Source organism: Paenibacillus donghaensis (assembly GCF_002192415.1).
GTDB lineage: Bacteria > Bacillota > Bacilli > Paenibacillales > Paenibacillaceae > Paenibacillus_AQ > Paenibacillus_AQ donghaensis.
In genome coordinates this window covers 6,545,433-6,568,663 of record NZ_CP021780.1, presented here as the reverse complement: position 1 = coordinate 6,568,663, position 23,231 = coordinate 6,545,433, and the positions used below count along the sequence as shown (strand labels likewise).

Below are 23,231 nucleotides of genomic sequence, written 5' to 3'. Positions count from 1 at the left end.
TAAGGGTAAAAAATGACCCGTGGCTCATTTTGTGGCTGCCGGGTACATAAGAGAGGGTGAAGGGAATGTCAGGCTACGGAAAATGGGTGGCGGGAAGTAAGACTAAATGGATTACTCTTCTCGTATGGATCATTGTAGTAGGCGCGCTTACCGTGTTATGGCCTGCAGTTAACTCGCAGGTTGTCAACAATGCGCCCAATCTGCCGGAGGATTCACAATCGGTGCGGGCGGCAGCCCTGGCCGAGAAGGAGTTCCCCGGCGGCAGCGGAGTTCCGGCATTGCTGGTCTGGCACAGGGAAGGCGGACTTTCCAGCGAAGATTTAGTACATATAACGGCTACCTACAGCAAGCTGGAGCAGGAGCCGCTGCCGCACCAGAACTTCGTTCCGCCGCTGGGCCAGCTGCCGCCGCAGGCGCTGCAGGCTTCCTTATCTGAGGATCAGAGCACATTGGTCACTCCAGTATTGTTCGACAAGACAGCTGACAGTGAGCAGCTTGGCGAAGCGGTAACGGAGCTGAAGGAACGGATTGCTGCCGAGACGGGTGCTGATCCTTCAGCAGCCAAGACAGAGAGCGATGAGCTGAGTCTTAGGGTCACCGGACCCGTAGGAATCACCATCGATGCTACCGGATTATTCGAGAACGCTGACGTCTCTCTGTTGATTGCAACGGTGATTCTGGTGCTGGTGTTCCTGCTGGTGATCTACCGCTCACCGATTCTTGCGCTTATTCCGCTGGTTGCCGTCGGGTTCGCTTATGGCGCAACCAGTCCTGTGCTGGGCTTCATGGCACAGAAGGGCTGGATTACCGTAGATTCACAGGCCATCTCTATTATGACCGTGCTGCTGTTCGGCGCAGGAACCGATTATTGTCTGTTCCTGATCTCGCGCTTCCGCCAGCTCCTGAAGGTCGAGCGGAGCAAGAGCCGTGCGCTCCTGCGCTCCATCACCGAAGCTTCCGGGGCGATTGCGATGAGCGGCTTCACGGTAGTGCTCGCACTGTTCGCGCTGCTGCTGGCGAAATACGGGGCGTATCACCGCTTTGCTGTTCCGTTCAGCGTCTCCATCTTCATTATGGGGATAGCCAGCCTGACGCTGGTGCCCGCGCTGCTGGCCATCTTCGGAAGAACCTCGTTCTTCCCGTTTATTCCCCGCACGCCTGAAATGGAGGCGGAACGTGCCGCAGCCGCCGGGAAACCGGCTCCACAGCCGAAGGTATCCCGCAAGAAGGGAATCGGTGGACTGGTGGTTTCCCGCCCTTGGGCGGTCGTGGGCGTAACGATCATCGGACTGGGCATTCTGGCTTCGTTCTCCAGCGGGATCAAGTTCACCTACGATATTCTGTCTTCGTTTCCGAAGACTATGGAATCGCGGGAAGGCTTTGATCTGATCGGCAACCAGTTCTCGCCGGGAGAGCTAGCACCGGCCAAGCTGATCGTTGATACGCAGGGTGTAGCCAATCCCACCGATCTCCAAGTTGTGCTGGAGAGCATCTCATATGTGGACACGGTCTCTGATCCGCAGCCGGGTGCCGTAAGTCCCAACATAACTGGCTATGATCTTGAATTCAAGACGAACCCGTATTCACTCGAAGCGATGGACTACATTCCTGCATTGCTGGCAACGGCAGAGCAGGCGCTGGATGATGCGGGGATTGACAATCCTCAGGATAAGGTGTGGGTCAGTGGGCAAACCGCCACGCAGCATGACACTCAGGTGATTGGCGACCGTGATACAGACCTGATCATCCCTGTTGTAATCGGATTAATAACATTGCTGCTGCTGTTGTACCTGCGTTCGGTCGTTGCGACGATTTATCTGGTGGCTACGGTCATCCTGTCCTTCTTCTCGGCGCTGGGTCTGGGCTGGCTGATCATTCATTATCTGCTAGGCGCAGACGCGATCCAAGGAGCCATTCCGCTGTATTCGTTCGTGTTCCTGGTGGCACTGGGCGAGGATTATAACATCTTTATGATCTCGAACATTTGGAAAAAGCGTAAGGTCATGCCGCTGAAGCAGGCGATTGCCGAAGGGGTCAATGAGACCAGCTCGGTAATCACCTCCGCTGGCCTTATCCTGGCCGGCACCTTCGCGGTGCTTGCCAGTCTGCCGATTCAAGTGCTGGTGCAGTTCGGCATCATCACAGCCCTCGGCGTGCTGCTGGACACCTTTATTGTCCGCCCGCTGCTTGTTCCAGCCCTTACGATGCTGTTTGGCCGCCGGGCCTTCTGGCCGGGCACACATGTGGAGGTAGAGAAGCCACTGCCGGCAGGCGGCAGGGAATAGGGCTGCCCTTATTATGGGAGCCTCCCGCACCAGTTAAACAGCATCTGGCGAGATCTACTAGTTCTTATTGTGGTTACTACTTAGAGCCAGTAAGGAATTATAGGGAAATTCTACCACTAGTTGATCTCAGTAAGGCGATTCGATAAGGGGATGGGGAATTTTTACCACTAAATTAAGTCCGATCCGCATAGAAAAGCCCTCAACGGAGCATTTAGTGGTCACTTTCCCTATAACCCATGGGAATCGAACAATTCCGCAAATTAACGGTAGTTTTTCCCTATAGCCACCTACGCGTTACTCCTTGGAACACCTTTCCTGAAGGTTGATGCAGAGTATAACATTTGCTCTATACATAGGAAAAGTAACATTCAATGAGGGTTACTGCTTAGGTCTCAATGAGGGTTTAGAATGTTACTCCGGAACGTTCAACGCAATTAGATGCGAAACTGCAACTAATTTCAGCTGGAACCTCTGTCAGGAGGCGATTAAGTGCAATAATGCAACTAATTTCGGGTAAATCAAGTCTTGAACGCTCAAACACCGGAATTAGGTGCTTTTTTGCAACTATTTGCTCCAACATGGTAAAAATCAGCTAATTAGATGCACTTTTGCAACTAATTTGATGGCTCTTAGGAAACCACTCCAGCTGTTTATGGAAAAAATGAAAAAATACTGTCCTGCCGCGTGAATCAATTTAGAAAAATTACCTTCCATGTAAGCCGGTTAGCTGATGTACCGATGTTGGGAACGATATGGATGAATATGTAACCATGATGCGAGAAGCAGGGGGCTAGCTGCCCCCTGCTTCTCTGTTACCATATAAAGCAATAACCTCCACACCAGAACTGCCATTCGCGCATGAAGCGGGATGTCTGGTGTGCCTTGCTTATTGTGGGTTAGTCGTCCAGATCCCGGCCGTCTTGAGGAAGACACGGTCAGGCAGCTTCAATGCTGCCAGCGCCAGCTCGGCAATATCCTCCGGCTGCATCATCCGGTCTTCATCGCCGATCGGCAGCCCGGCGCTCGAAGCGAGCGCGGTGTTGACGGTGCTTGGCGTCAAAGCGACAACACGGATGTTGTGCTTGCGCACCTCCTGCGCCAGCGCTTCGGTCATGCCCATCAGGGCAAACTTGGAAGCGCAGTAGGCAGAGCCGGTAGCGAAGCCGCGTTCGCCCGCCGTGGAGGAGATGTTGATGATATTGCCGCTGCTGCGCTCAATCATTGCCGGCAGGGCTGCCCGGGTTACATAATAGGTGCCGAACAGGTTAACCTGCATATGCTGCTCCCAGTCCGCAGGGTCCATTTCCAGGAAGGTCCCGAACCGGGCGATCCCGGCATTGTTGATCAGGGCATCGAAGCTACCCAGACTCTCTTGCAGCGAGACTACCGCCCGTTCCGCCTCCTCGCGCACGGAGATGTCGGCCACCGCAATGCTCACCTTCACATCGTAGACTTCAGTTAAGGCTGATTTCAGGGCCTCCAGATCAGCTGACGTTCTGGAGATCAGACCCAGGTTCGCTCTTTCTTTGGCCAAAGCCAGGGCCAGAGCCTTGCCGATCCCTTTGCCTGCACCGGTAATCACTACGCTTTTTCCTCTTATTTCCATAACCTGTAATCATCTCCCTTGGACTATTTCTACCCTATTATAACAGCTTCGTCAGCGGGACCGTAGCCGGTCCCTCCAGCACCTCGCCGCTGTAGGAGTAACGGGAGCCGTGGCAAGGGCAGTCCCAGGAACGTTCGGCGTCATTCCATTCACATTCGCAGCCCATATGGGTGCAGGTTCGGTCCACCAGATGAAGAGCGCCCTCGGGATCTCTGTATGCGCCGACCCGTTTGCCGTCATGTTTCACGACAGCCCCTTCATCCGGCTGCAATTCTTGCTTCTTCTTATCTGCCGGCTCCAGTTTGCCGGAGACCAGCTCCTTGGCGACATTAAGATTCTGCACGATGAAATTCTTGATTCCCGGATTGGCCTTTAAGCGGGAAGGATCGTACAGCTCGGAGCAAGAATGCTCCTTGCCCTGAATCTGATCGCAGATCATCTGCGCGGCCAGCGTACCGTTCGTCATGCCCCATTTTCTAAATCCGGTCGCGATGTAAATTTCCTCCTCGCCGGAAATCTTGCCGATATAGGGCACTCTGTCCAGAGTAATCAGATCCTGGGTAGACCAGCGGTAAGGTATGGACTTGATGCCAAGCAGCTCGCCCGCGAACTTCTCCAGATTCTCATAATGCCCGAAGGTGCAGATGCCCTGGCCCGTCTTGTGGTTGTCGCCGCCGACAATAATCAGCTCCCGGCCTTCCCATTCAACCGCCCGCAGGGAGCGTGTAGTTTGGCCTGCGCTGAGATACATCCCGCCCTCGAATGGGGTCTCCGGCTCAATTGCCAGGCAATAGGAACGCTCTGCGTGCAGCCTTGAGAAATATAGCGCTCCACCGTCATAGAAAGGAAAATGCGAGGCCGATACCGCATGGCGGCAATGGATCTTCAGCTCATCCTGCTCTGTGAACAGCGTCAACAGATCCTTCTGCTGGACCTTCTCCCCAATCATCGTATGCTCGTAGACAACCCCGCCCTTGTCCAAAAAGGCCTGCAGCAGGCCCTTCAGATACTGCAGCGGATGAAAGCGCGCCTGGTCTGCGACCTTGATCGCCCCGCCTGCCATCAAGGGAATGGATATATTGTCCTGCCACTCCCCCGCCAGTCCCAGCTGCTGATAAGCTTCGTATTCCTTCTCGAGCTGCTTCAGGGTTTTGTCATCGCCGGCATCGGCATAGAGATAAGCCGGCTCGCGTTTGATCCCGCAGGACAGCTTAAGCTCTTCGGCGGTTCGGATCACCCATTCCATCGCTTCGTGATTGCTGCGGTGATACATCCTTGCCTGCTCCTCGCCGAAATGCTGCAGCAGGTCATGGTAGATGAGGCCGTGCTGCGTGGTGAGCTTGGCGCTGGTGAAGCCGGTGGTGCCTGCCAGCAGCTCCCCCGCCTCCAGCAGCACCACCTGATAACCGGCGTTCACCAGCAGGTAAGCTGCGGTAATGCCGGTAATTCCCCCGCCCACAACGGCCACATCTGTTGTAATGTCCTCAGTCAGCGGACTGAAAGAGGGCAAATCGACTGTATCCCGCCACAGTGATTTCGGAAATTGCGGAAGGCTCGCTGTTGTTTGCTTGATATCCATTATGATCTCATCCTTTCATCCAGAACTCATCCTCTCATTTATTACCACTGTTGCGCCAAAAGAAACTAGCAGCGTGGGCAGAATGCATGAAATCGCAAGCGGTGTGCCAATATAAGGAATGGCAACATTGCAAATCGATAATTCTTGGCGAGGGGCTTGAGAGCTCAAGTGCTGCCTACGGTCTGTTCACACCGGAGAAGGGTCCCCCCGCGAATCCGCTATACGATTAAGATCAAGGGTATTCTGGAGGAGAATAGCACACAGGAGGTTGTGACGCATAAGCTGCTGAAAAAGATCTCGGCGGCAGGCGAAGCGGATTTGAGCAATAAAGTGAAGGCCATGCTCACCAGGATTCAGGCCAGTGGAATGGACCCTTTTGGCTGGGGGCTGCATTACGGGGCGCGGCACTTCAATAATGCCACATAAATGAAGGAGTGGGAGGGACTATACCCGGAGCTTGAATTCGAGGTGAAGGTGAAGGTGGATATTAAGCATTCAGGAATGATCAGGTAAATTAGGGGTTAAATTGACGCCTGCCCGCTAGAGATTTATACTTGATCTAAAAATAAGTGAAGGGATGATCACCATACGAAACCTGAATCTGACCTCCCAACGCCAAGCTGTATATGATATTATCCGCAATTCGCCAGACCACCCCACCGCTGCGGAAGTCATGATCCGGCTGGTGGAGCATGGACATAACCTGGCTTATGGCACAGTCTATAACTCTTTGCGCTATCTGTCCGATAAACAGCTGATCCGCGAGCTTAAGCTTGGGGAAGCTGCCAGCCGCTACGATGCCCGGATGGACGACCATCAGCATATTATCTGTGAAGTATGCGGAGCGGTAGATGAAGTGATGAGCCAGGTGCCGGAGGAGTGGGTTCGTACAGTCTCGGCGGAGACAGGATATTCGATCTCACATGCACATGTGGTATTCGGAGGCGTGTGTTCGGATTGCCGGAGCAAGAGCTTGAACTAGCTTCCCCGCAGCCGCAGCCCAAGTTGAATATATAAGAAAAGACCGCTTTCAAAAGAGCGGTCTTTTTGTATCATTTTTGTGGAGGAATGCTGAATGTCAGGAGAATATTGAAGAAAAAGAGTAAAAAGAGGGGTTCCCGGTCCGGATATATAATTATATAGTTAGGCTGCGGAATATATCATACTTAAGTCCCAGAGGAAAGCGAGTGAGACGATCTCGGCCGCTGCGCAGGAGCAGCTGGCATCCATGGAGGAGATCACCGCCGCCGCCGATCTTGGCCGGCTTTCCCGTGAGCTGCAGGGCCTCGCCGCCGCTTCCGTCTGCCTGCCGCAGGAGGCTGACAGCGGAAGCAGCAGATGCGGTCCTGTTCGCTTTTTATGAGGCAGTTTTCAATAATCGGCCTTTTCTTTTTCTTTGCTTTGCAATTATACTGATAAACAAATAACGCAGAGTTCCTTTATGAAGGAGAGATAATATGGCAGAGCAATTACAAGGCATGACCATCGCCCTCGCCGGCCCCCGCAAATCAGAGGAGATGGCTAAGCTGGTGCACAATATGGGCGGAACCGCCCTGCTCCGGCCTGCACAGGGAACAGTGTTTCTGGATGACGAGCTGCTGGAGGCCGGTCTCTCCTCATGGATCAGCCATCCGCCGTATCTGGCGATCCTCACCACGGGAATGGGCCTGACAGCTCTGATAGGCAAAGCCGAGAGTATGGGAACGACGGCGCAATTCCGCGCGGTGCTCTCCGGTTCCCTGATTGCCGCCAGAGGCTACAAGACAGTCAATGCCCTGAAGAAGCTGGACATTGAACCGGATGTCCGCGACGATGACGGCAGTACGACCGGACTGATCCGCGGAATGCAGCACCTGGAGCTGAACGGCAAGGAGGTCGTGCTTCAGCTGCATGGTGAATCTGCGCCTCAGCTCGTTCAGTGGCTGGAAGAGGCGGGCGCAGTAGTCCGCCAGCTGATGCCTTATCGGCACACATTGCCTGAACCTGGCTCGCTGGCAAGGCTGCTGGCTGAAATTATGGAAGGTACGCTGGACGCTGTAGCCTTCACAAGCGCACCGCAGTTCCGCTTCCTGTGGGAGTTCGCCGGGGAGCAGGGCAAGCAGGATGAGCTGCGCCGGGCCTTGAATGAGCAGGTGCTTGCCGTATCCGTAGGCCGCATTACCTCGGCGGCGCTGAAGGATGAAGGCGTACAGCGGATTGTAATGCCTGAGCATGAGCGGATGGGCAGCATGCTGGTGGAGCTTGGCCGTTATGTTGCTGCACAGCGGAACAGCCGATAACTAGATGGCAAGAGTATATGGTGTATGTTTAAGCCCCATAACTTCCCTATCTTGGTCTGGACGCTCCAGATTCAGTTCCATGATCGTCTCCTAGGAGCGGTCCACATGTGGTCGACCACCGTCATGCAACGCGACGCCGCGCGCGGTAAGGTCCGGTCCGCCGAATTAGTTGCGAAACTACATCTATTTAGCCGTTTTTTTCTGTTTTGGAGGAAATAAGTGCGAAAGCGCACCTAATTTAGGATTTTTAGCGTAATAAGCTTGCTTTACTCGAATTTAGTTGCGGATATGCACTTATTTTCCTGATGATGGGCGTTTCAGCTGAAATTAGTTGCATTTTCGCATCTATTTACTCCGAACGTCCTAGAGTAACATTCTAAATCGCACCAAACTTCAATCGCACCAAACTTCAAGGAGGACCTTATGGATAAGAGAAAATGTTTATTGCTTGGCGATTATACCCATCCCCGGTTTCACCCCCTGCAGGGAGTGGACAAGCAGATCAGCGAGATTCTGAATGAACTGCTGACTGTACAGTGCTCGGAGAACAAGAAGCTGATGCTCGGCGAGCATCTGGCAGGTTATGATCTCTGCATCGCCTATAACGAGCTGTGGAACGAGACCGTTTCGCCTCAGCAAACCGCGGGACTTCTCAGCTATGTCAGCGGCGGCGGCGGTCTGATTGTACTGCACACGGGCGTGTCGCTGGCGAAGCGCTACGAGCTGGCCCATCTGATCGGCGGCCGCTTCACCGGCCATCCGCCGTTTGCCCCGCTTAATTTCAGAGTGCTGGAGCATGACATCACGGAAGGCATAGCAGACTTCCAGCTGGATGAGGAGCCTTATCGCTTTGAGTTCGATCCGTTCACGGAGAAGACCATTCTGCTCCAGTATGAAGCGGAAGGGGAATGGCTGCCTGCGGCTTGGTGCCACAGCTACGGCCAGGGCCGGGTGGTCTATCTGATGCCTGGTCACCATGAGCCGTCCTTCCGCCATCCGGAAGTGCGGAAATTTATTCTGCAGGCTGCGACCTGGGCTGCCCGCATCCACAGATAAATTTCGGGAAATCCGGAACGCCTTGCTGGACTGTTTTGTGAATAATGGCCAGGATAGGGTATACTTTAACCATAACTTCCGTTTGTTCGCACAGCGGAATCTTTGGGAGGAAAGTACCATGAGTGATTTGTTCAAAAAAGCGATCTCTTTAGGAGTGGGCCTCACCATTGTCAGCAAGGAAAAAGTGGAGAAGGTAGTGGAAGAACTCGTGAAACGCGGGGAACTGGCTCCCTCGGAATCCAAAGCACTCGTTGACCGGCTGGTAGAACGCGGCGAAGAAGAGCGCGGAATACTTAAGACGGCAGTGCAGGAGCAGGTTCAGCGAGTTCTTAAAGAGTTGAAGGTGCCCCAGCACAGCGAAATCGCTGCACTTGAAGCGAAGGTTGCTGAACTCGAGGCCCGTGTGGCCGAGCTTGAGGGCATTTCCCATCTTGAGGGAACCTTGCCGGAAACGCGTACGGAATAAATGGCGGTCCGCATCAGGCATGCCGGACGTTACCGCTCCATTGCCATGGCGCTTATGCGCCATGGCTTCGGCTATATGGTGGAGGAGCTGGGACTCTATCATCTGCTCTCGCTGCCGCGCCGTCTGGTGACGCAGGAGGCTCATCTAAGTCTTACACTCGGGGAACGGGTCCGCCTTGTTCTGGAGGAGCTGGGGCCAACTTTTGTCAAGCTGGGCCAGCTGGCCAGTACACGCTCCGACCTGCTTCCCGATTCGATCATACAGGAGCTGGTGAAGCTGCAGGATCATGTGCCGCCGTTCTCTGCGGACGGCGCGCGGCAGATCGTCGAGCAGGAAATGGACCAGCATATCGACGAAATCTTTGAATCCTTTGACAATACCCCGCTGGCAGCGGCCTCAATCGGCCAGGTGCACCGGGCTGTGCTGCACGGCGGTCAAGTTGTAGCCGTCAAGATCCAGCGTCCGGGCGTGCTGCGGACGATGAGCCGTGATCTGGAGATTCTGCGTGATCTTAGCGTGCTTGCCGAGCGCCGGCTGGATTGGGCCAAGCAATACGGCTTGTCCCGCATGACAGAGGAGTTCACGAAATCGCTGCTCGCGGAGCTGGATTACAGCCAGGAGGGCCGCAATGCGGAGAAGATCTCCCTTCAGCTGACCAGCCAGGACAAGACATACATCCCTGATATCCACTGGGATTATACTTCCACAAGGGTGCTGACCATGGATTATGTGGAGGGAATTACGCTTAACCGCACCGAAGAACTCGTCAGCCGGGGTTTCGAGCTGAAGGCCGTTGCCCAGCAGCTTGTGGAGATGATGCTGAAACAGATCTTCATCCATGGTTTCTTCCATGCCGATCCCCATCCAGGGAATGTCATGGTGCTGGCAGACGGACGGCTGGCGCTGATTGACTTCGGTATGGTCGGCCGGCTGAGCGAGGAGATGAAGGATCATCTCTCTGCACTGATTATTGCGCTGATGCGGAAGAATACCGATTCTATGGTGCGGGCAATACTGAGGTTAGGCGTAATCGGCGAGGATGCTGACCGGAGCGCACTTCATGAGGACATGGACCGGCTTCGGGAGGAATATTACGATGTTCCCTTTAACAAGGTGAGCATCGGCAAAGCGCTGAACGACCTGTTCGGCATCGCCCGTAAGCACCAGCTGGTCATTCCGCCCGATCTGGCGATGCTGGGCAAAACCATGCTGACGCTGGAGGGGGTCGTGGGAAACATGGACCCCGCGTTCAGCATTGTGCAGATGGCGGAGCCTTTTGGCCGCCAACTGGTGAAGCAGCGCTTTAGCAGCGGCAGGCTGCAGCGCAAGCTCTGGGGAGGCGTGGCCGATCTGGCGGAGAGTCTGGTCGAGCTGCCCGCCCAGGCCAGGCAGCTGTCGGCGCTGATCGGCAAGGGCAAGCTGAAGGTGGAGGTCGGGCTGCCAGAGCTGCAGGGACTCGAACGCAAGCTGGTCCGGGTAGGGAACCGCCTGTCCTTCAGCATTGTACTGCTGGCCTTCAGCATTATCATGGTCGGCCTGATTGTCGGTTCCGCCCTGCGGGGCACACCGTCGCTGCTGTGGGACTTCCCGGCAGTGGAAATCGGCGGAGTGGTGGCGCTGCTGCTGTTCCTATGGCTGCTGTTCTCCATTATTAAGTCAGGCCGCTTCTAGATGTCCTGTAATTGGGGAATCCTATGCCTGTGCGGCTGGGTTGCCTGAATAATAAATGTTGTGTATTTACACACAAAAGGGATTGTATCTAGTACAATGTAAAAGATTACTTTCTAAACTGTGCGGCAGGTCGGCGCGCGCAGGGAGATACTTAACCCAGACATTGCCTTCATTGCTCTGTAGAGCTATATGGTTATAAATAAAGAGATGGTCAAGATTCAATGGGACGGAAGGACTCCGGTGGGGTTCTTCCGCTTTTGTTTGTTGCAGGTGAAGCCTGATCCGATACTTAGAAAGAATCACTAAGCTGTACAAGATGAACTTAAGAATGAAAGGGCTCCGAATAGAACATTCTTAAGTTCACGTTCTATAACCAAATTTGAAGAATATAAGTGAGGTGGAGAATTTGCCGGGTTTTAAAGAATTAGGAATATCAGAATTGTTGAGCACGTTGCTTCAAGGGCAGGGCATAGTGAAGCCTACCCCTGTACAGCAGGAAGCGATTCCGCCATTGGTGCAAGGGCTTGATGTTATCGCCAGAGCCAAGACAGGAACCGGGAAGACGCTGGCGTTCCTGCTGCCGATTATGGACAAGATTTATACCGAGAAGGCTTATCCGCAGGCGCTGATTCTGGCTCCTACACGTGAGCTGGCCCTGCAGATTACAGAGGAGGCCCGCAAGCTGGCGCGTCATACAGACGTTAAGATTCTCGCAGTATACGGCGGCCAGGATGTGGACAAGCAGCTGCGCAAGCTGGAAGGCGGCAGACATCTGATTATCGGAACACCGGGCCGGCTGCTGGATCATATGCGCCGCGGCACCCTGGATCTGGACGGCGTGAAGATGCTGGTGCTGGATGAGGCTGACCAGATGCTGCATATGGGTTTCCTGGAGGATGTGGAGACGATCATTACGGCCGTTCCTTACCGCCGCCAGACGATGCTGTTCTCGGCAACGATGCCTGATCCGGTGAAACGGCTGGCTGCGAACTACATGAAAGAGCCGCTGGACATCATCATCAAGAGCGGTTCGCCGATTCCGCTGGACAATATCCAGCAGCAGGTAATTGAATGCTCTGACCGCAATAAGGAAGAAGCGCTTAAAGGTCTGATCGAACGCGACCGGCCTTACCTTGCGATTGTGTTCTGCCGCACCAAACGGCGGGTATCCAAGCTGAATGAAGCGCTGCGTGAAGCGGGTTACGATTGCGATGAGCTGCATGGCGACTTGTCCCAGGGCAAACGCGAAGCCGTCATGAAAAGATTCCGCGATGCCAAACTGCAGCTGCTCGTAGCTACGGACGTAGCCGCACGTGGTCTGGATGTGGAAGGTATCACCCACATCTTCAACTATGATCTGCCGCTGGATGCGGACAGCTACATCCACCGGATCGGCCGTACCGGCCGTGCCGGAGGCAAGGGCCTGGCGATCACCTTCGTGTCCCCGCGCGAGCAGGGCAACCTGGATCTGATCGAGCATGGCATCTCGCAGCGGCTGGACCGCCGCCGTTATGAGAAAGATGAATTCGGGGTTGGCGAATTCAGCGGCATCCTCGTTGGCGGCGGCCGTCATGGAGGCCGCCAGAACGCAGCGCCCGAGTCGGCGCGTGCCGGACGCGGGCCGAAGACCGCCAGCCGCGGCGCAGGCCGCAGCGGCGGAGCACCGCGCGAAGGTGGCGGCGCTCGCCAGGGCGGCCGCGGACGCGGCAAGGACGCAGGCGGCTGGGCCGCGCCTGCGGAAGGACGCCGCAGCCGTGGTGACGCGGCCAGCGGCGGCAAGCGCAGCGACTACAGCGCCGCGCCGCCGAAGGGCGGCACGGGCGCAGCCAAGGCTGCCGGCGTGCCGAGAGTCGGCGGCGGCTACGGCGCTTTCGCCTCCAGAGGCGAAAGCCCAGCCGCTCCGGCGGCAGTCTCCGGCGCGGGCGCGCAGCGCGGCGTAGGCAAGGGCCGTCCGAGCACTGGCTACAGCGAGAATGTAGCCAGAGGCGCAGACGGCGGAGCCTACACCGGCGGCAAGCCGCGGGGCGGGCCAGGCAGCGGCTATGGCAGCGCCAAAGGCAAGGGCAAGAGCGGCGGTAAAGCCGGCTTCGGCGGCAAGGGCGGACGCGGCACCGGCGGTGGCACTGGAAGCAGTGGCGGGTCTTCGCGCGGCGGCCGGAGCGGTGGCTCCGGTGGCTTCAAGAGCGGCGGACGCGGCACATCCAGATAAAGGTGCTGGATACCTGTAAATAGAACCTGTTACCATAGGATGTTGGCGTTAGGCCAATAACCTATGGTAACATTTGTTTTTAGGCCCTCCCTGTAGAGGAGGTGGAGAGGAGACGTACAGATGTCTAGAGGAACGAAAATATTGCTCTTGTTAGTTCTTGTACTTGCGGCCGGTTGGGCGATAGGGAGATATACGTCGCCTGCACCTGCCGCCACGGACAATAGCGGAACGGATATATCGGGTAACGGCGGCCTTCAGGGCAAGCCTCCCGGTACAGGCGGAGGAGAAGTGGCGGGAGAAGATCCCGGCGCTGCTGCGACACCCAGACCGGGGCTTAAGCCGGAGGATATTTATATAGAGACCGATGAGCCGGGTAGCGGTGAGGAAGGTGTGGTGATGGTTGCCGCGCAGCCTGACAATATTGCGGTATTGGTCAACAAGCAAATTAAGCTGCCGGAGGACTACGAGCCTACGGATCTGGTCTATCCCGATGTGCGTTTTATCTTCAAGGAAAAAATCGAGAAACGGATGATGCGCAGCGAAGCGGCCGCCGCCCTGAAGGAAATGTTTGCAGGTGCGGAAGCGGACGGCATCTATCTGGCCGGAGTGTCTGCTTACCGCTCGGAGAACACCCAGAGAGGCCTCTTCAACCTTTATGTGGAGCGAGACGGCGAGGAGAAGGCCCGCACCTATAGCGCGGTTCCCGGCTATAGTGAGCATCAGACCGGCCTGTCGATCGACATCTCCGGCAGTGACGGCAAATGTGCCGCCGAGAGCTGTTTCGGAGGCACGCCGGAAGCGGAGTGGCTGGCCGCGCATGCAGCGGAATACGGCTACATTATCCGTTATCTGGAAGGCAAACAAGCGATTACAGGGTATATGTACGAGCCTTGGCATGTGCGTTATGTCGGCAAGGACATTGCCGAACGGGTTGAAGCTTCCGGACTGACGCTGGAAGAATATTATGACGTAATTCCGGTGTCTGCTCAATAAATGGACGTTGGGCTGTACTTATCAGCCCGCAGGCCCACAACTGTATAGCTGCAGCGCAGGCTCCTTCTCCGATTAACCGGGGGAGGAGCCTGCTGTGTTTACGTGATATACTGGAAAAAAAGATAAAATGTTACTACTTAGGCCTCTTGTCCTTTCGCATAAAGCTTATCCAATCGCCTTACTGAGATCCAATAGTGGTAGAATTTCCCCATAGTACCTTGCTGGACTTAAGCAGTAAAGATAAAATGTTCTATTCTTCTCAAAAGGAGAGTGGCGAAATGATCAGATTAAGTGTGCTTGACCAGTCTCCGGTATCGGAGGGCAGCTCGCCGGCCGAAGCGCTGGCGCAGACCTCTCTGCTTGCGCGGGAGGCTGAACAGCTCGGCTATCACCGCTTCTGGGTGTCGGAGCATCATGCGGCCAGCGGGCTGGCAGGCTCAAGTCCGGAGGTGCTGATGGCGCATCTGGGAGCGGTAACTACCAAGCTGCGGATCGGCTCGGGAGGGGTGCTGCTTCCGCATTACAGCGCCTATAAGGTAGCGGAGAATTTCCGGGTGTTGGAGGGGTTGTACCCCGGAAGGATTGATCTGGGGGCAGGGAGAGCGCCGGGCGGAGGAGGCCTGGCTACCCGGGCGCTGCAGGAGAACCACCAGGGCCGCGAGTTGGACCGCTACGAGCAGCAGCTTCAGGATCTGCAGGGCTACCTGCAGGACGAGACCGGCCCGGACCACCGGTTTGCCGGACTGCTGGCCTCTCCTGCCGTGGATACGGCTCCCGAGCTCTGGCTGCTTGGCTCCAGCAAGGACAGCGCGGCACTGGCTGCGAAGCAGGGAATGGGGTTTGTTTTTGCCCAATTCATCAATGGGGACGGAGGCGCTGAAGCTGTGAAGGCGTATGTGCAGAGCTTTCGTCCTTCCGTTGCAGACAGCAAGCCGCGGGCTATGGTGGCTGTTTTTGCCGTCTGTGCCGAAACGGCCGGGGAAGCGGACCGCTTAGCCTCCAGTATCGATCTGGCGCTTGTGCTGCTTGAGAAAGGACATGCTTCCACCCGTACGCCTTCGCCTGAGATTGCCCAAAGTTATAAATACGCTCCCTTTGACTTATTCCGCATTCAGGAGAACCGCAGACGGATGGTAGTCGGGACACCCGCAGAAGTCAAAAGCCAGCTTGAAGTCCTTGCCGAGAGCTACCAATGTGAAGAGATCATGGTTGCCAGCCTGATTCACAGCTTCCCCGACAAGCTGAAGTCCTTGCAGCTGATTGCCTCTGCCTGTGGCCTGCAGGGAGTGAGGCAGGGCTGAGCGTCCCAGAAGAGCCAGAACTGCAAAGTTTGCTTTCGGCTGCAGATAAGTTTAAATTTGAATGGAATCAAATCCCCTTAGCGAAAGGTTGGGAACAGAAATGTCGATCTACAGCTTTGCAGCCCTTACTCCTTCAGGCCAAGAAGTCTCTTTAAAGGACTATGAAGGCAAGGTGCTGCTAATTGCCAACACGGCCAGCAAATGCGGACTCACTCCACAGTATGGCGACCTCCAGAAGCTGAATGAGGAATATGGAGCACAGGGACTTGCTGTGCTGGGCTTTCCCTGCAACCAGTTCGCCGGCCAGGAGCCAGGCACCAGCGAGGAAGCGGAAGAGTTCTGCCAGATTAACTATGGAGTCACCTTCCCGGTATTCGCCAAAATGGATGTGAACGGACCCGAGGCCAGCCCGCTGTTCCAATACCTCAAAGGCCAACAGCCCGGCACCGGCGACACCAGCGATATCCAGTGGAACTTCACCAAGTTCCTGGTGGACCGCAGCGGCAATGTTGTGGCCCGGGTAGAGCCGAAGGAATCACCAGAAACGATGAAAGAGACCATTGAGTCTTTGCTGTAGTTTCAGACCGCCAAGCCGTTTGTGCTTACTGTGTCTGCCAGCACATGTGAACTTTTCTGAAAGATAATGCTTGACGCTCTCTCCAGACAGGGTATCCTTTGTATAGAATGCACCCAACATACATACGGCTGACTCGCATAGGGTGCGCGAAGATTCAGGATAATAACGGCAGGAGGGTTTCTTAAGAGCATGAGGTTAATTACAGAGGTAGCAGCAGAAGCAGGCATTGATGGACAGCATTTGGAATTGTACGGCAAATACAAAAGCAAGCTCTCTCCGTCGCTGTGGGAAGAGCTTAAGAACAAGCCAAACGGCAAGCTGGTGCTGGTCACTGCGGTAAATCCCACGCCTGCGGGCGAAGGAAAGACGCTGACCACCATCGGGCTGGCCCAAGCGATGAATGCGGCAGGAGTCAAGACGGTGGCTGCACTGCGCGAGCCTTCCCTCGGCCCCTGCCTAGGCATGAAGGGTGGAGCGACCGGGGGCGGCAAAGCGCAAATTGTGCCTGCGGATGAGATCAATCTGCATTTCACGGGCGACATCCATGCGGTTACGACCGCACATAATCTGTTGTCGGCAATGATCGACAATCATATATTTCATGGCAATGCGCTTGATCTGGATCCGCAGCGCATTATGTGGAAAAGAGTCATGGACATGAACGACCGCAGTCTGCGCAGCATTGTGACTGGACTCGGAGACGGGAACGGTGCTGTGCGCGAGAGCGGCTTCCAGATTACTACGGCCTCCGAGATTATGGCCGTGCTGTGCCTGTGCGACAACCTGGCTGATCTGCAGAAACGGCTTAGCCGTATGCTGGTCGGATACAACCGTCAGGGCGAACCGGTAACCGCCAAGGAGATTGGCGCGGTGGAAGCGATGACGGCGCTGCTAAAAGAAGCGGTGAAGCCGAACCTGGTGCAGACGCTGGAGGGAACGCCGGTTATTGTACACGGCGGACCGTTCGCCAATATTGCTCATGGCTGCAGCAGTGTTATCGGCACCCGTTATGCTCTGAAGCTGGCTGAAGTGGTAGTAACAGAAGCGGGCTTCGGCGCTGATCTGGGTGCGGAGAAGTTCATGGATATCAAATGCCGCCAGGCCGGGCTTGCTCCTGCGGCAGCGGTCTTGGTAGTAACGGCCAAGTCGCTGAAATACAACGGCGGAGTGCGCAAAGATGAGCTGTATGCAGCCAACCGCGCGGCCTTGCTCGCTGGGCTGTCCAACATGGAGCGTCATATTGAGAATCTGGGCAAATTTGGCGTGCCTGTGCTGGTGGCCATCAATCATTTTGAAGGTGATTCGGCAGCTGAGATCGATGAGATCCGCGAGGCCTGCCGCCGCCTCGGTGTCCCTGCCGCCGTATCCAAAGTATGGGCACAGGGCAGTGCCGGCGGACTGGAGCTGGCTGAGGCGCTGCAGAAGCTGCTGGAACAGGAAGACACAGGCGGCTTCGCCCCATTGTATGAGGACAACGCGGATATTCCGGCCAAGATTCATACCCTTGTGCGCGAGATTTATCGCGGTGCCGAGGTAGCCTTCTCCCAAGCTGCGAAACGCAGCCTGGCGGTGATTGAGCGGCTTGGGCTGAACGGGCTGCAGGTCTGTATGGCGAAGACGCCGTATTCCTTCTCGGACCAGCCCCGGCTGTTGGGCGCTCCCCAAGGCTTCACCCTAGGAGTACGGGACATCACGCTTTCCTTGGGTGCTGGATTTGCCGTAGTGATTACCGGCAATATTGTCACGATGCCGGGCCTTCCGGCCCGGCCGGCTGCGGAAGGGCTGCATCTGGATGAGGACGGCGAGCTGCAGGGCTTGCTGTAGTCCGACTCCTCCCTTATAGAACTACATGGACTGGCACTGCCGTTTATCTAACGGCAGTGCTATTTTTGTTGCCGCGAATGTTACTACTTAGGCCCCTTTCCCCATTAGCTGCTCGCCGGCCTCTATTCAACACCGCGGAACAAGGATGCCAAAGCTTAAGGATGAAGGGTCAGAATGCTCACCCAGAGAGAAATTCCTGTAAAAGTACAGGAATTTCCTCTCCGCTTTCACTTGTTCGCTGAATTCCTGCAAAAGTACAGGTTTTCCGGCGGTTGGGTCTGCGAACCAGCGCTGGGGCGTAAATGCCTGCACTTTTGCAGGCATTGGGTTCCGAAGACCGTTTTTGCACGAAAAACCTGTATGATTGCAGGCATTTTGTGCAAAATATAAGAATTTATATGTTCACGCCATAATTTATCCTTCTATTTCTCACAGAAACGGATGCGCCTCTTGCAGAGGACGGCGATGCCGTTTCTTCTTGGTAGGTGGCTGTATATGACCTGCTGAGCTTGAAGGCAGAAGAATATCACTGTTCTCACGTCCACATCGACCTTCTACATCCTCGTAGGGAGCGAAGCAGTAGCCCGCAAATTCGTTTAAGGGCAGGCTTAACAGCCTCTTCCAGAGCTTCCTGAACATAATAGTCGCAGGATGTGGAGAAGCTAAAGCTACCGGGAAAGCCCGATTGCGGATTTATATTTAAGGTCTTGCGCATTCCGAAGGAACAGCCTGCACTTGCCCTAAGGGTCTTGCGCATTCCGAAGGAACAGCCTGCACTTGACCTTAGCCCACGGCCGTGCATCCTGTCAGGGATCGCCGGCCAACCCCTGCGACGTCCAAGCGGTCCCGCAGGGATAAGCGTTCCTACCTCCCAGCCTCTTAAACACAGTACCGCCAGACTCATTCGCCAAACTTGCGGGAGTCCAGAGGGTGCAGCCCTCTGGGGCCCTCCCTTGGAAGGGAGGGTTTGGGAGGGATCGATTCTGGTTTGGGAGGGATCGATTCTGGTTTGGGAGGGATCGATTCTGGTGAGCAATCGAAGATGTGAACATTATGGGAAGATCGGCTAAAAGGCTTGTAATGTGATATAAATCACAATATAATCAGGTTATAAAGTGAAATAAATCACAACTGACCGCCGCAATGTAGTCCTTATCGTATGATCACCAGCAAGCCATTATATAAAGAGCTTCACCAATTGGAGGAGGAAGAAATTATGAAAGTTGTTGTCATTGGATGTACCCATGCCGGAACCGCCGCTATTGTGAATACCGCTCAGCTGTACCCGGATGCAGAGATCACAGTGTATGAGCGCAATGATAATATTTCCTTTCTGTCCTGTGGGATTGCCTTGTACGTAGGCGGAGTAGTCAAAGACCCGCAAGGATTGTTCTACTCCTCGCCGGAGCAACTGGCCGCTCTGGGCGTGAAGACCAATATGCGCCATGAAATTATTGCAGTGGATACGAAGTTGAAGACGGTGCGTGCCCGCAATCTGGAGAATGGACAGGAATTTGACGATACGTATGACAAGCTGATTATGACTACCGGCTCATGGCCGATTATTCCGAAGCTGGACGGTATAGAGCTGGACGGCATCCTGCTCTCCAAAAACTACAATCACTCCAACACCATTATTGAGCGCGCTCAGCAGGTGAAGAGAATCACTGTGGTCGGAGCCGGATATATCGGCGTTGAGTTAGTTGAAGCTTTTCAGATGAATGGCAAGCAGGTGACGCTGATCGACGGCGAAGAACGTATCCTGAGCAAATATCTCGATGAGGAATTTACGGCCCCTATCCAGCAATCGCTGGAGGATCACGGAATCAAGCTTGCATTGGGTGAGAAGGTCAGCTCTTTTGCTGGTGAGAATGGAAAAGTAACCAAGGTCATTACCAGCAAAGGCGAGCATGAGACGGATCTGGTGATTCTGTGCATCGGCTTCCGCCCGAACACCGAGCTGCTGAAAGGCCAAGTAGATATGCTGCCTAACGGCGCGATTATGGTCAATGATTACATGCAGACCAGCATTCCCGATGTGTTCGCGGCCGGTGACAGCTGTGCGATTCATTATAATCCGACCGGCAAACATGCCTACATCCCGCTGGCAACCAACGCCGTACGGATGGGTACGCTGGTCGCCCGCAATCTGGTGGCTGAGACCATTCCATATATGGGTACGCAGGGAACTTCCGGTATTAAGATTTATGAAGACAATATCGCTGGCACTGGTCTTACGGAGGATGCAGCCAAGGCTGAAGGGATGGATGTGGAATCCGTTATGATTCAGGATAACTACCGTCCGGAGTTTATGCCAACCTTTGAACAGGTTCAGCTTAAGGTGGTTTATGACCGTGCTACCCGCCGCGTGCTGGGTGCGCAGATTATGTCCAAGATGGATCTGACGCAATCGGTCAATACGGTTTCGGTCTGCATCCAGAATAAAATGACGGTCGACCAACTGGCCTTCATCGACTTCTTCTTCCAGCCGCATTACAACAAGCCATGGAACTTCCTGAATACAGCCGGACTTGCCGCACTGCCGAAGACAATAGAGCGCAAAGTGCCTGTAACAGTATAATCCAACACGCAAGCAGTCAAGCCCCAAGCCGGAGCCATCTTTGATGGACTCCCGGGTTGGTGTTCAAGGCAAATATTAGAGTAACCCCAATAAAACAGCGACAGCCATGGACGAGAAAGTAAAGTCCTGGACTGCCGCTGTTTTATTTCGAAATATAAGAATTTATAGGTTTCACGCCATCAATTATCCTTCTATTTCTCGCTGAAACGTCGTCGTCCTTTTAAAAGGACGACGACGTTTCCACTTGTTTCCCGTAAAAATGAACGATTATATGCCAGTATTAGTCTTATAGATGAGAACAGCAAAAAGGGGGTGCAGCAGCATGACTGACCGTGAAATATTCGAACGCTATAAAGAACAAGTATATTATTTTTGTTACTATTTGATGAAAAATCAGGCGGATGCAGAGGATACTTGCCAAGAGGTATTTGTCAAAGTTATCTTGGCTGATCGATCAAAAGTAAGGAACCTGAAATCGTGGATTCTGCGAATTGCTTCGAATGAGTGTAACAGTGTTCTTAAAAGGCGTAAAGCAGGACTGATGAAAGAAGTAAGCAATTATTTACTATCCAGGGCTCAGGATTCCAATCCTGTAGAAGAACGTTTAAATCGGCGGGAAACTAAAAAAGAACTGCAAGGATTATACAGTAAGCTCCCCGACAAAATCAGAATGGTAGTGGTCCTTCGTTTTATAAACGATTTGACTGTACCCGAGATCTCAAAAGTGATGAACATACCCGAAGGAACTGCAAACTTTAGATCAGCTGGTGGTTACTCCTTTGGATATCCAAATTCTAATAGACGAACAAGATTCGCTTAAAAAAGGAATTGTCCATTATAATACTGCACAGTTGGTTATAGGTGATCAAACAATCACTGGGGGTTGGAATTTGAAAGGAGATCCCGAAAGTTATCAGCATTTATTTCAATTTGAATCTCCGGAGTGGTATAAGAACTGAACCCTGAAATCTATAAATACAGCGATCCCAGCCGGAATGAAGAAGTTAAACTCTAATACATGAAGGTAGTCTTTAATCTTTTGACCCGCCCCTTTTAGTCAGTCCTAAGGGCGGGTTTTTTTCGAGTAGAATCATTGTAGGTATCCTGCCCGATTAGCTTAATGCCGGGATATCAGTAAATTTGACATGTCAGTGAAAACTTTCACTTAGGTTTTATGAGAGTGATATTTATCACGTAAATGTGCTATTTGACGCGCTACAATGGCATAAAGGAACAAATTTGAAGTAAATAGATGAAGGGGATAGGAACCATGGCTTATAACAAACCGCAACAGATTGCCGAAGTGACGGTGGAGAATGGGATTAAGAAGGCCCATAATCCGCTCAGCGCCGTACTGATTCTGGGCTTTCTGGGAGGAGCATTTATCGCGCTCGGATTTCTGCTGGATATCCGTGTTATTGCCGGAGCACCTGCAGAATGGGGGTCTATCTCCAACTTTATCGGGGCAGCCTTATTCCCGGTAGGTCTGATTCTGGTGCTGCTGGCCGGAGGCGAATTGCTGACAGGCAATATGATGGCGGTGCCGCTTGCTTTTATCGCGAAGAAGATTACATTTCTGGAGGTTATCAAGAATCTAGTGCTGATCACAATCAGCAATCTGGCAGGGGCTTTATTCGTAGCTTATTTCTTCGGGCATGTTGTGGGCCTGACCGCAGAGGGTGTATATCTGGAGAAGCTGGTCGACATGGCGGGGCACAAGATTGAAGCGGATTTCCTTCAGTCCTTTGTATCGGGTATCGGCTGTAACTGGCTGGTCGCGCTGGCTGTATGGCTGTCATACGGGGCAGATAACTTCAGCGGCAAAATTCTCGGTATCTGGTTTCCAACCATGGCTTTCGTAGCCATCGGCTTTCAGCACGTTGTAGCCAACATGTTCCTGATTCCGGCAGCAATTTTTGAGGGATATTTCACTTGGGGGCAATATTTCGAAAACTTCGTTCCGGTCTGGCTGGGCAATCTGACAGGCGGAGCCATATTCGTAGCCGCGGCTTATTGGGTAGCCTATCTGCGGAATGCTCCGGCTGCGATTCAATCGGTTGATACTATAAGCAACCAAGGTGTGAAGAAACACGCGTAAACGGTCATAGAGCAGCACCCTGCGACTCCAAGTTGTACCGATGGAGATACAGCAGGGTGCTGTTTTCTTCTTGAAATATAAGAAAGTATAAGTTTCACCTGATGCTTTATCCTTTTATTTCTCGCAGAAACGGACACCGCCTCTTGCAGAGGACGGCGAGGCCGTTTCTACTTGAAATATAAGAAAGTATAAGTTTCACCTGATGCTTTATCCTTCTATTTCTCGCAGAAACGGACACCGTCTCTTACAGAGGACGGTGAAGCCGTTTCTACTTGAAATATAAGAAAGTATGAGTTTCACCTGATGCTTTATCCTTCTATTTCTCGCAGAAACGGATGCCGCCTCTTGCAGAGGACGGCGAAGCCGTTTCTACTTGTTGAGTATTTATTTTATGATTTTTGGTTGACGCGCGAGATAGCGTCCTCCCGACTTAAAGGCAGTAAAAGTAACAAGTTGCACAAAGGTTTGCGCGAGTGGAGCAGCGGTGAGCTGAGCTGCGAATAGAGGCAATTCTGTACCTTAGTTTTGCGAAATCCACTCGTTATATGGAATTAGAGGCATTATTACTGCTTAGGACCCCGTAGGATAGGAGTATCAAAGACTAAGCGTCTGATTGCCACATCAGTCCAATCCACCGAATTAGTTGCGAATCTGCATCTAATTAGCCGTTTTTTTCCGTTTTAGAGCAAATAAGTGCGAAAACGCA

The 23,231-nt window shown here is 53.7% G+C and carries 18 protein-coding genes; 16 read left to right on the top strand and 2 right to left on the bottom strand.

The genetic code is table 11. The annotated features are described in order from the left end of the window. Positions 1–65: 65 nt before the first annotated feature. Positions 66–2,285 carry an MMPL family transporter gene (locus B9T62_RS29745; RefSeq protein WP_087918561.1) on the top strand — a complete coding sequence of 740 codons (2,220 nt, stop codon included), beginning with the start codon at positions 66–68 and terminating at the stop codon, positions 2,283–2,285. A gap of 886 nt (positions 2,286–3,171) precedes the next feature. Here B9T62_RS29745 and B9T62_RS29740 read toward each other — a convergent pair. Together B9T62_RS29740 and B9T62_RS29735 are read right to left on the bottom strand one after the other, a co-directional pair. Further along, positions 3,172–3,891 carry a 3-ketoacyl-ACP reductase gene (locus tag B9T62_RS29740; RefSeq protein ID WP_087918560.1) on the bottom strand — a complete coding sequence of 240 codons (720 nt, stop codon included), beginning with the start codon at positions 3,889–3,891 and terminating at the stop codon, positions 3,172–3,174. 37 nt (positions 3,892–3,928) lie between these two features. Beyond that, positions 3,929–5,470 carry an FAD-dependent oxidoreductase gene (locus B9T62_RS29735; protein ID WP_087918559.1) on the bottom strand — a complete coding sequence of 514 codons (1,542 nt, stop codon included), beginning with the start codon at positions 5,468–5,470 and terminating at the stop codon, positions 3,929–3,931. A 156-nt stretch (positions 5,471–5,626) separates the two neighbouring features. Here B9T62_RS29735 and B9T62_RS29730 point away from each other — a divergent pair, with 156 nt between their 5' ends. The 15 genes from B9T62_RS29730 (at position 5,627) to B9T62_RS29650 (ending at position 22,525) form a co-directional block, all read left to right on the top strand. Further along, positions 5,627–5,896: a Ger(x)C family spore germination C-terminal domain-containing protein gene (locus B9T62_RS29730; protein WP_157794059.1), complete on the top strand. Its 270-nt coding sequence runs from the start codon at positions 5,627–5,629 to the stop codon at positions 5,894–5,896. Between the two features lie 160 nt (positions 5,897–6,056). Beyond that, on the top strand, positions 6,057–6,452 hold the full coding sequence (locus B9T62_RS29725) for a Fur family transcriptional regulator (protein WP_087920477.1): 396 nt from the start codon (positions 6,057–6,059) through the stop codon (positions 6,450–6,452). Between the two features lie 246 nt (positions 6,453–6,698). Further along, positions 6,699–6,833 carry a hypothetical protein gene (locus tag B9T62_RS41365; RefSeq protein ID WP_281257652.1) on the top strand — a complete coding sequence of 45 codons (135 nt, stop codon included), beginning with the start codon at positions 6,699–6,701 and terminating at the stop codon, positions 6,831–6,833. Positions 6,834–6,927: 94 nt separating this feature from the next. Beyond that, positions 6,928–7,749 carry a uroporphyrinogen-III synthase gene (locus B9T62_RS29720; protein ID WP_087918557.1) on the top strand — a complete coding sequence of 274 codons (822 nt, stop codon included), beginning with the start codon at positions 6,928–6,930 and terminating at the stop codon, positions 7,747–7,749. A gap of 423 nt (positions 7,750–8,172) precedes the next feature. Continuing rightward, on the top strand, positions 8,173–8,805 hold the full coding sequence (locus B9T62_RS29710) for a ThuA domain-containing protein (protein ID WP_087918555.1): 633 nt from the start codon (positions 8,173–8,175) through the stop codon (positions 8,803–8,805). A gap of 118 nt (positions 8,806–8,923) precedes the next feature. Continuing rightward, positions 8,924–9,271 carry a phasin family protein gene (locus B9T62_RS29705; protein WP_087918554.1) on the top strand — a complete coding sequence of 116 codons (348 nt, stop codon included), beginning with the start codon at positions 8,924–8,926 and terminating at the stop codon, positions 9,269–9,271. Beyond that, entirely contained in the window at positions 9,272–10,942 is a 1,671-nt protein-coding gene (locus B9T62_RS29700) for an ABC1 kinase family protein (RefSeq protein ID WP_087918553.1), read from the top strand. It begins immediately after the preceding gene. A 439-nt stretch (positions 10,943–11,381) separates the two neighbouring features. Beyond that, the gene (locus tag B9T62_RS29695) at positions 11,382–13,151 is read left to right on the top strand and encodes a DEAD/DEAH box helicase (RefSeq protein ID WP_245864127.1); all 1,770 of its coding nucleotides are present in this window, start codon (positions 11,382–11,384) and stop codon (positions 13,149–13,151) included. A 120-nt stretch (positions 13,152–13,271) separates the two neighbouring features. Next, entirely contained in the window at positions 13,272–14,144 is an 873-nt protein-coding gene (locus tag B9T62_RS29690) for a M15 family metallopeptidase (protein ID WP_087918551.1), read from the top strand. 278 nt (positions 14,145–14,422) lie between these two features. Next, positions 14,423–15,445 carry an LLM class flavin-dependent oxidoreductase gene (locus B9T62_RS29685; protein WP_087918550.1) on the top strand — a complete coding sequence of 341 codons (1,023 nt, stop codon included), beginning with the start codon at positions 14,423–14,425 and terminating at the stop codon, positions 15,443–15,445. A gap of 100 nt (positions 15,446–15,545) precedes the next feature. Then, positions 15,546–16,022: a glutathione peroxidase gene (locus tag B9T62_RS29680; RefSeq protein WP_087918549.1), complete on the top strand. Its 477-nt coding sequence runs from the start codon at positions 15,546–15,548 to the stop codon at positions 16,020–16,022. A 189-nt stretch (positions 16,023–16,211) separates the two neighbouring features. Next, the gene (locus B9T62_RS29675) at positions 16,212–17,846 is read left to right on the top strand and encodes a formate--tetrahydrofolate ligase (protein WP_087918548.1); all 1,635 of its coding nucleotides are present in this window, start codon (positions 16,212–16,214) and stop codon (positions 17,844–17,846) included. A gap of 1,216 nt (positions 17,847–19,062) precedes the next feature. Continuing rightward, positions 19,063–20,427, top strand: a complete 1,365-nt coding sequence (locus B9T62_RS29665; RefSeq protein WP_087918546.1) for an FAD-dependent oxidoreductase — start codon at positions 19,063–19,065, stop codon at positions 20,425–20,427. Between the two features lie 322 nt (positions 20,428–20,749). Next, positions 20,750–21,247 carry an RNA polymerase sigma factor gene (locus tag B9T62_RS29660; RefSeq protein ID WP_087918545.1) on the top strand — a complete coding sequence of 166 codons (498 nt, stop codon included), beginning with the start codon at positions 20,750–20,752 and terminating at the stop codon, positions 21,245–21,247. 450 nt (positions 21,248–21,697) lie between these two features. Then, a complete protein-coding gene (locus B9T62_RS29650; RefSeq protein ID WP_087918544.1) occupies positions 21,698–22,525 on the top strand; it encodes a formate/nitrite transporter family protein in 828 nt (275 codons plus the stop codon). Positions 22,526–23,231: the final 706 nt, after the last annotated feature.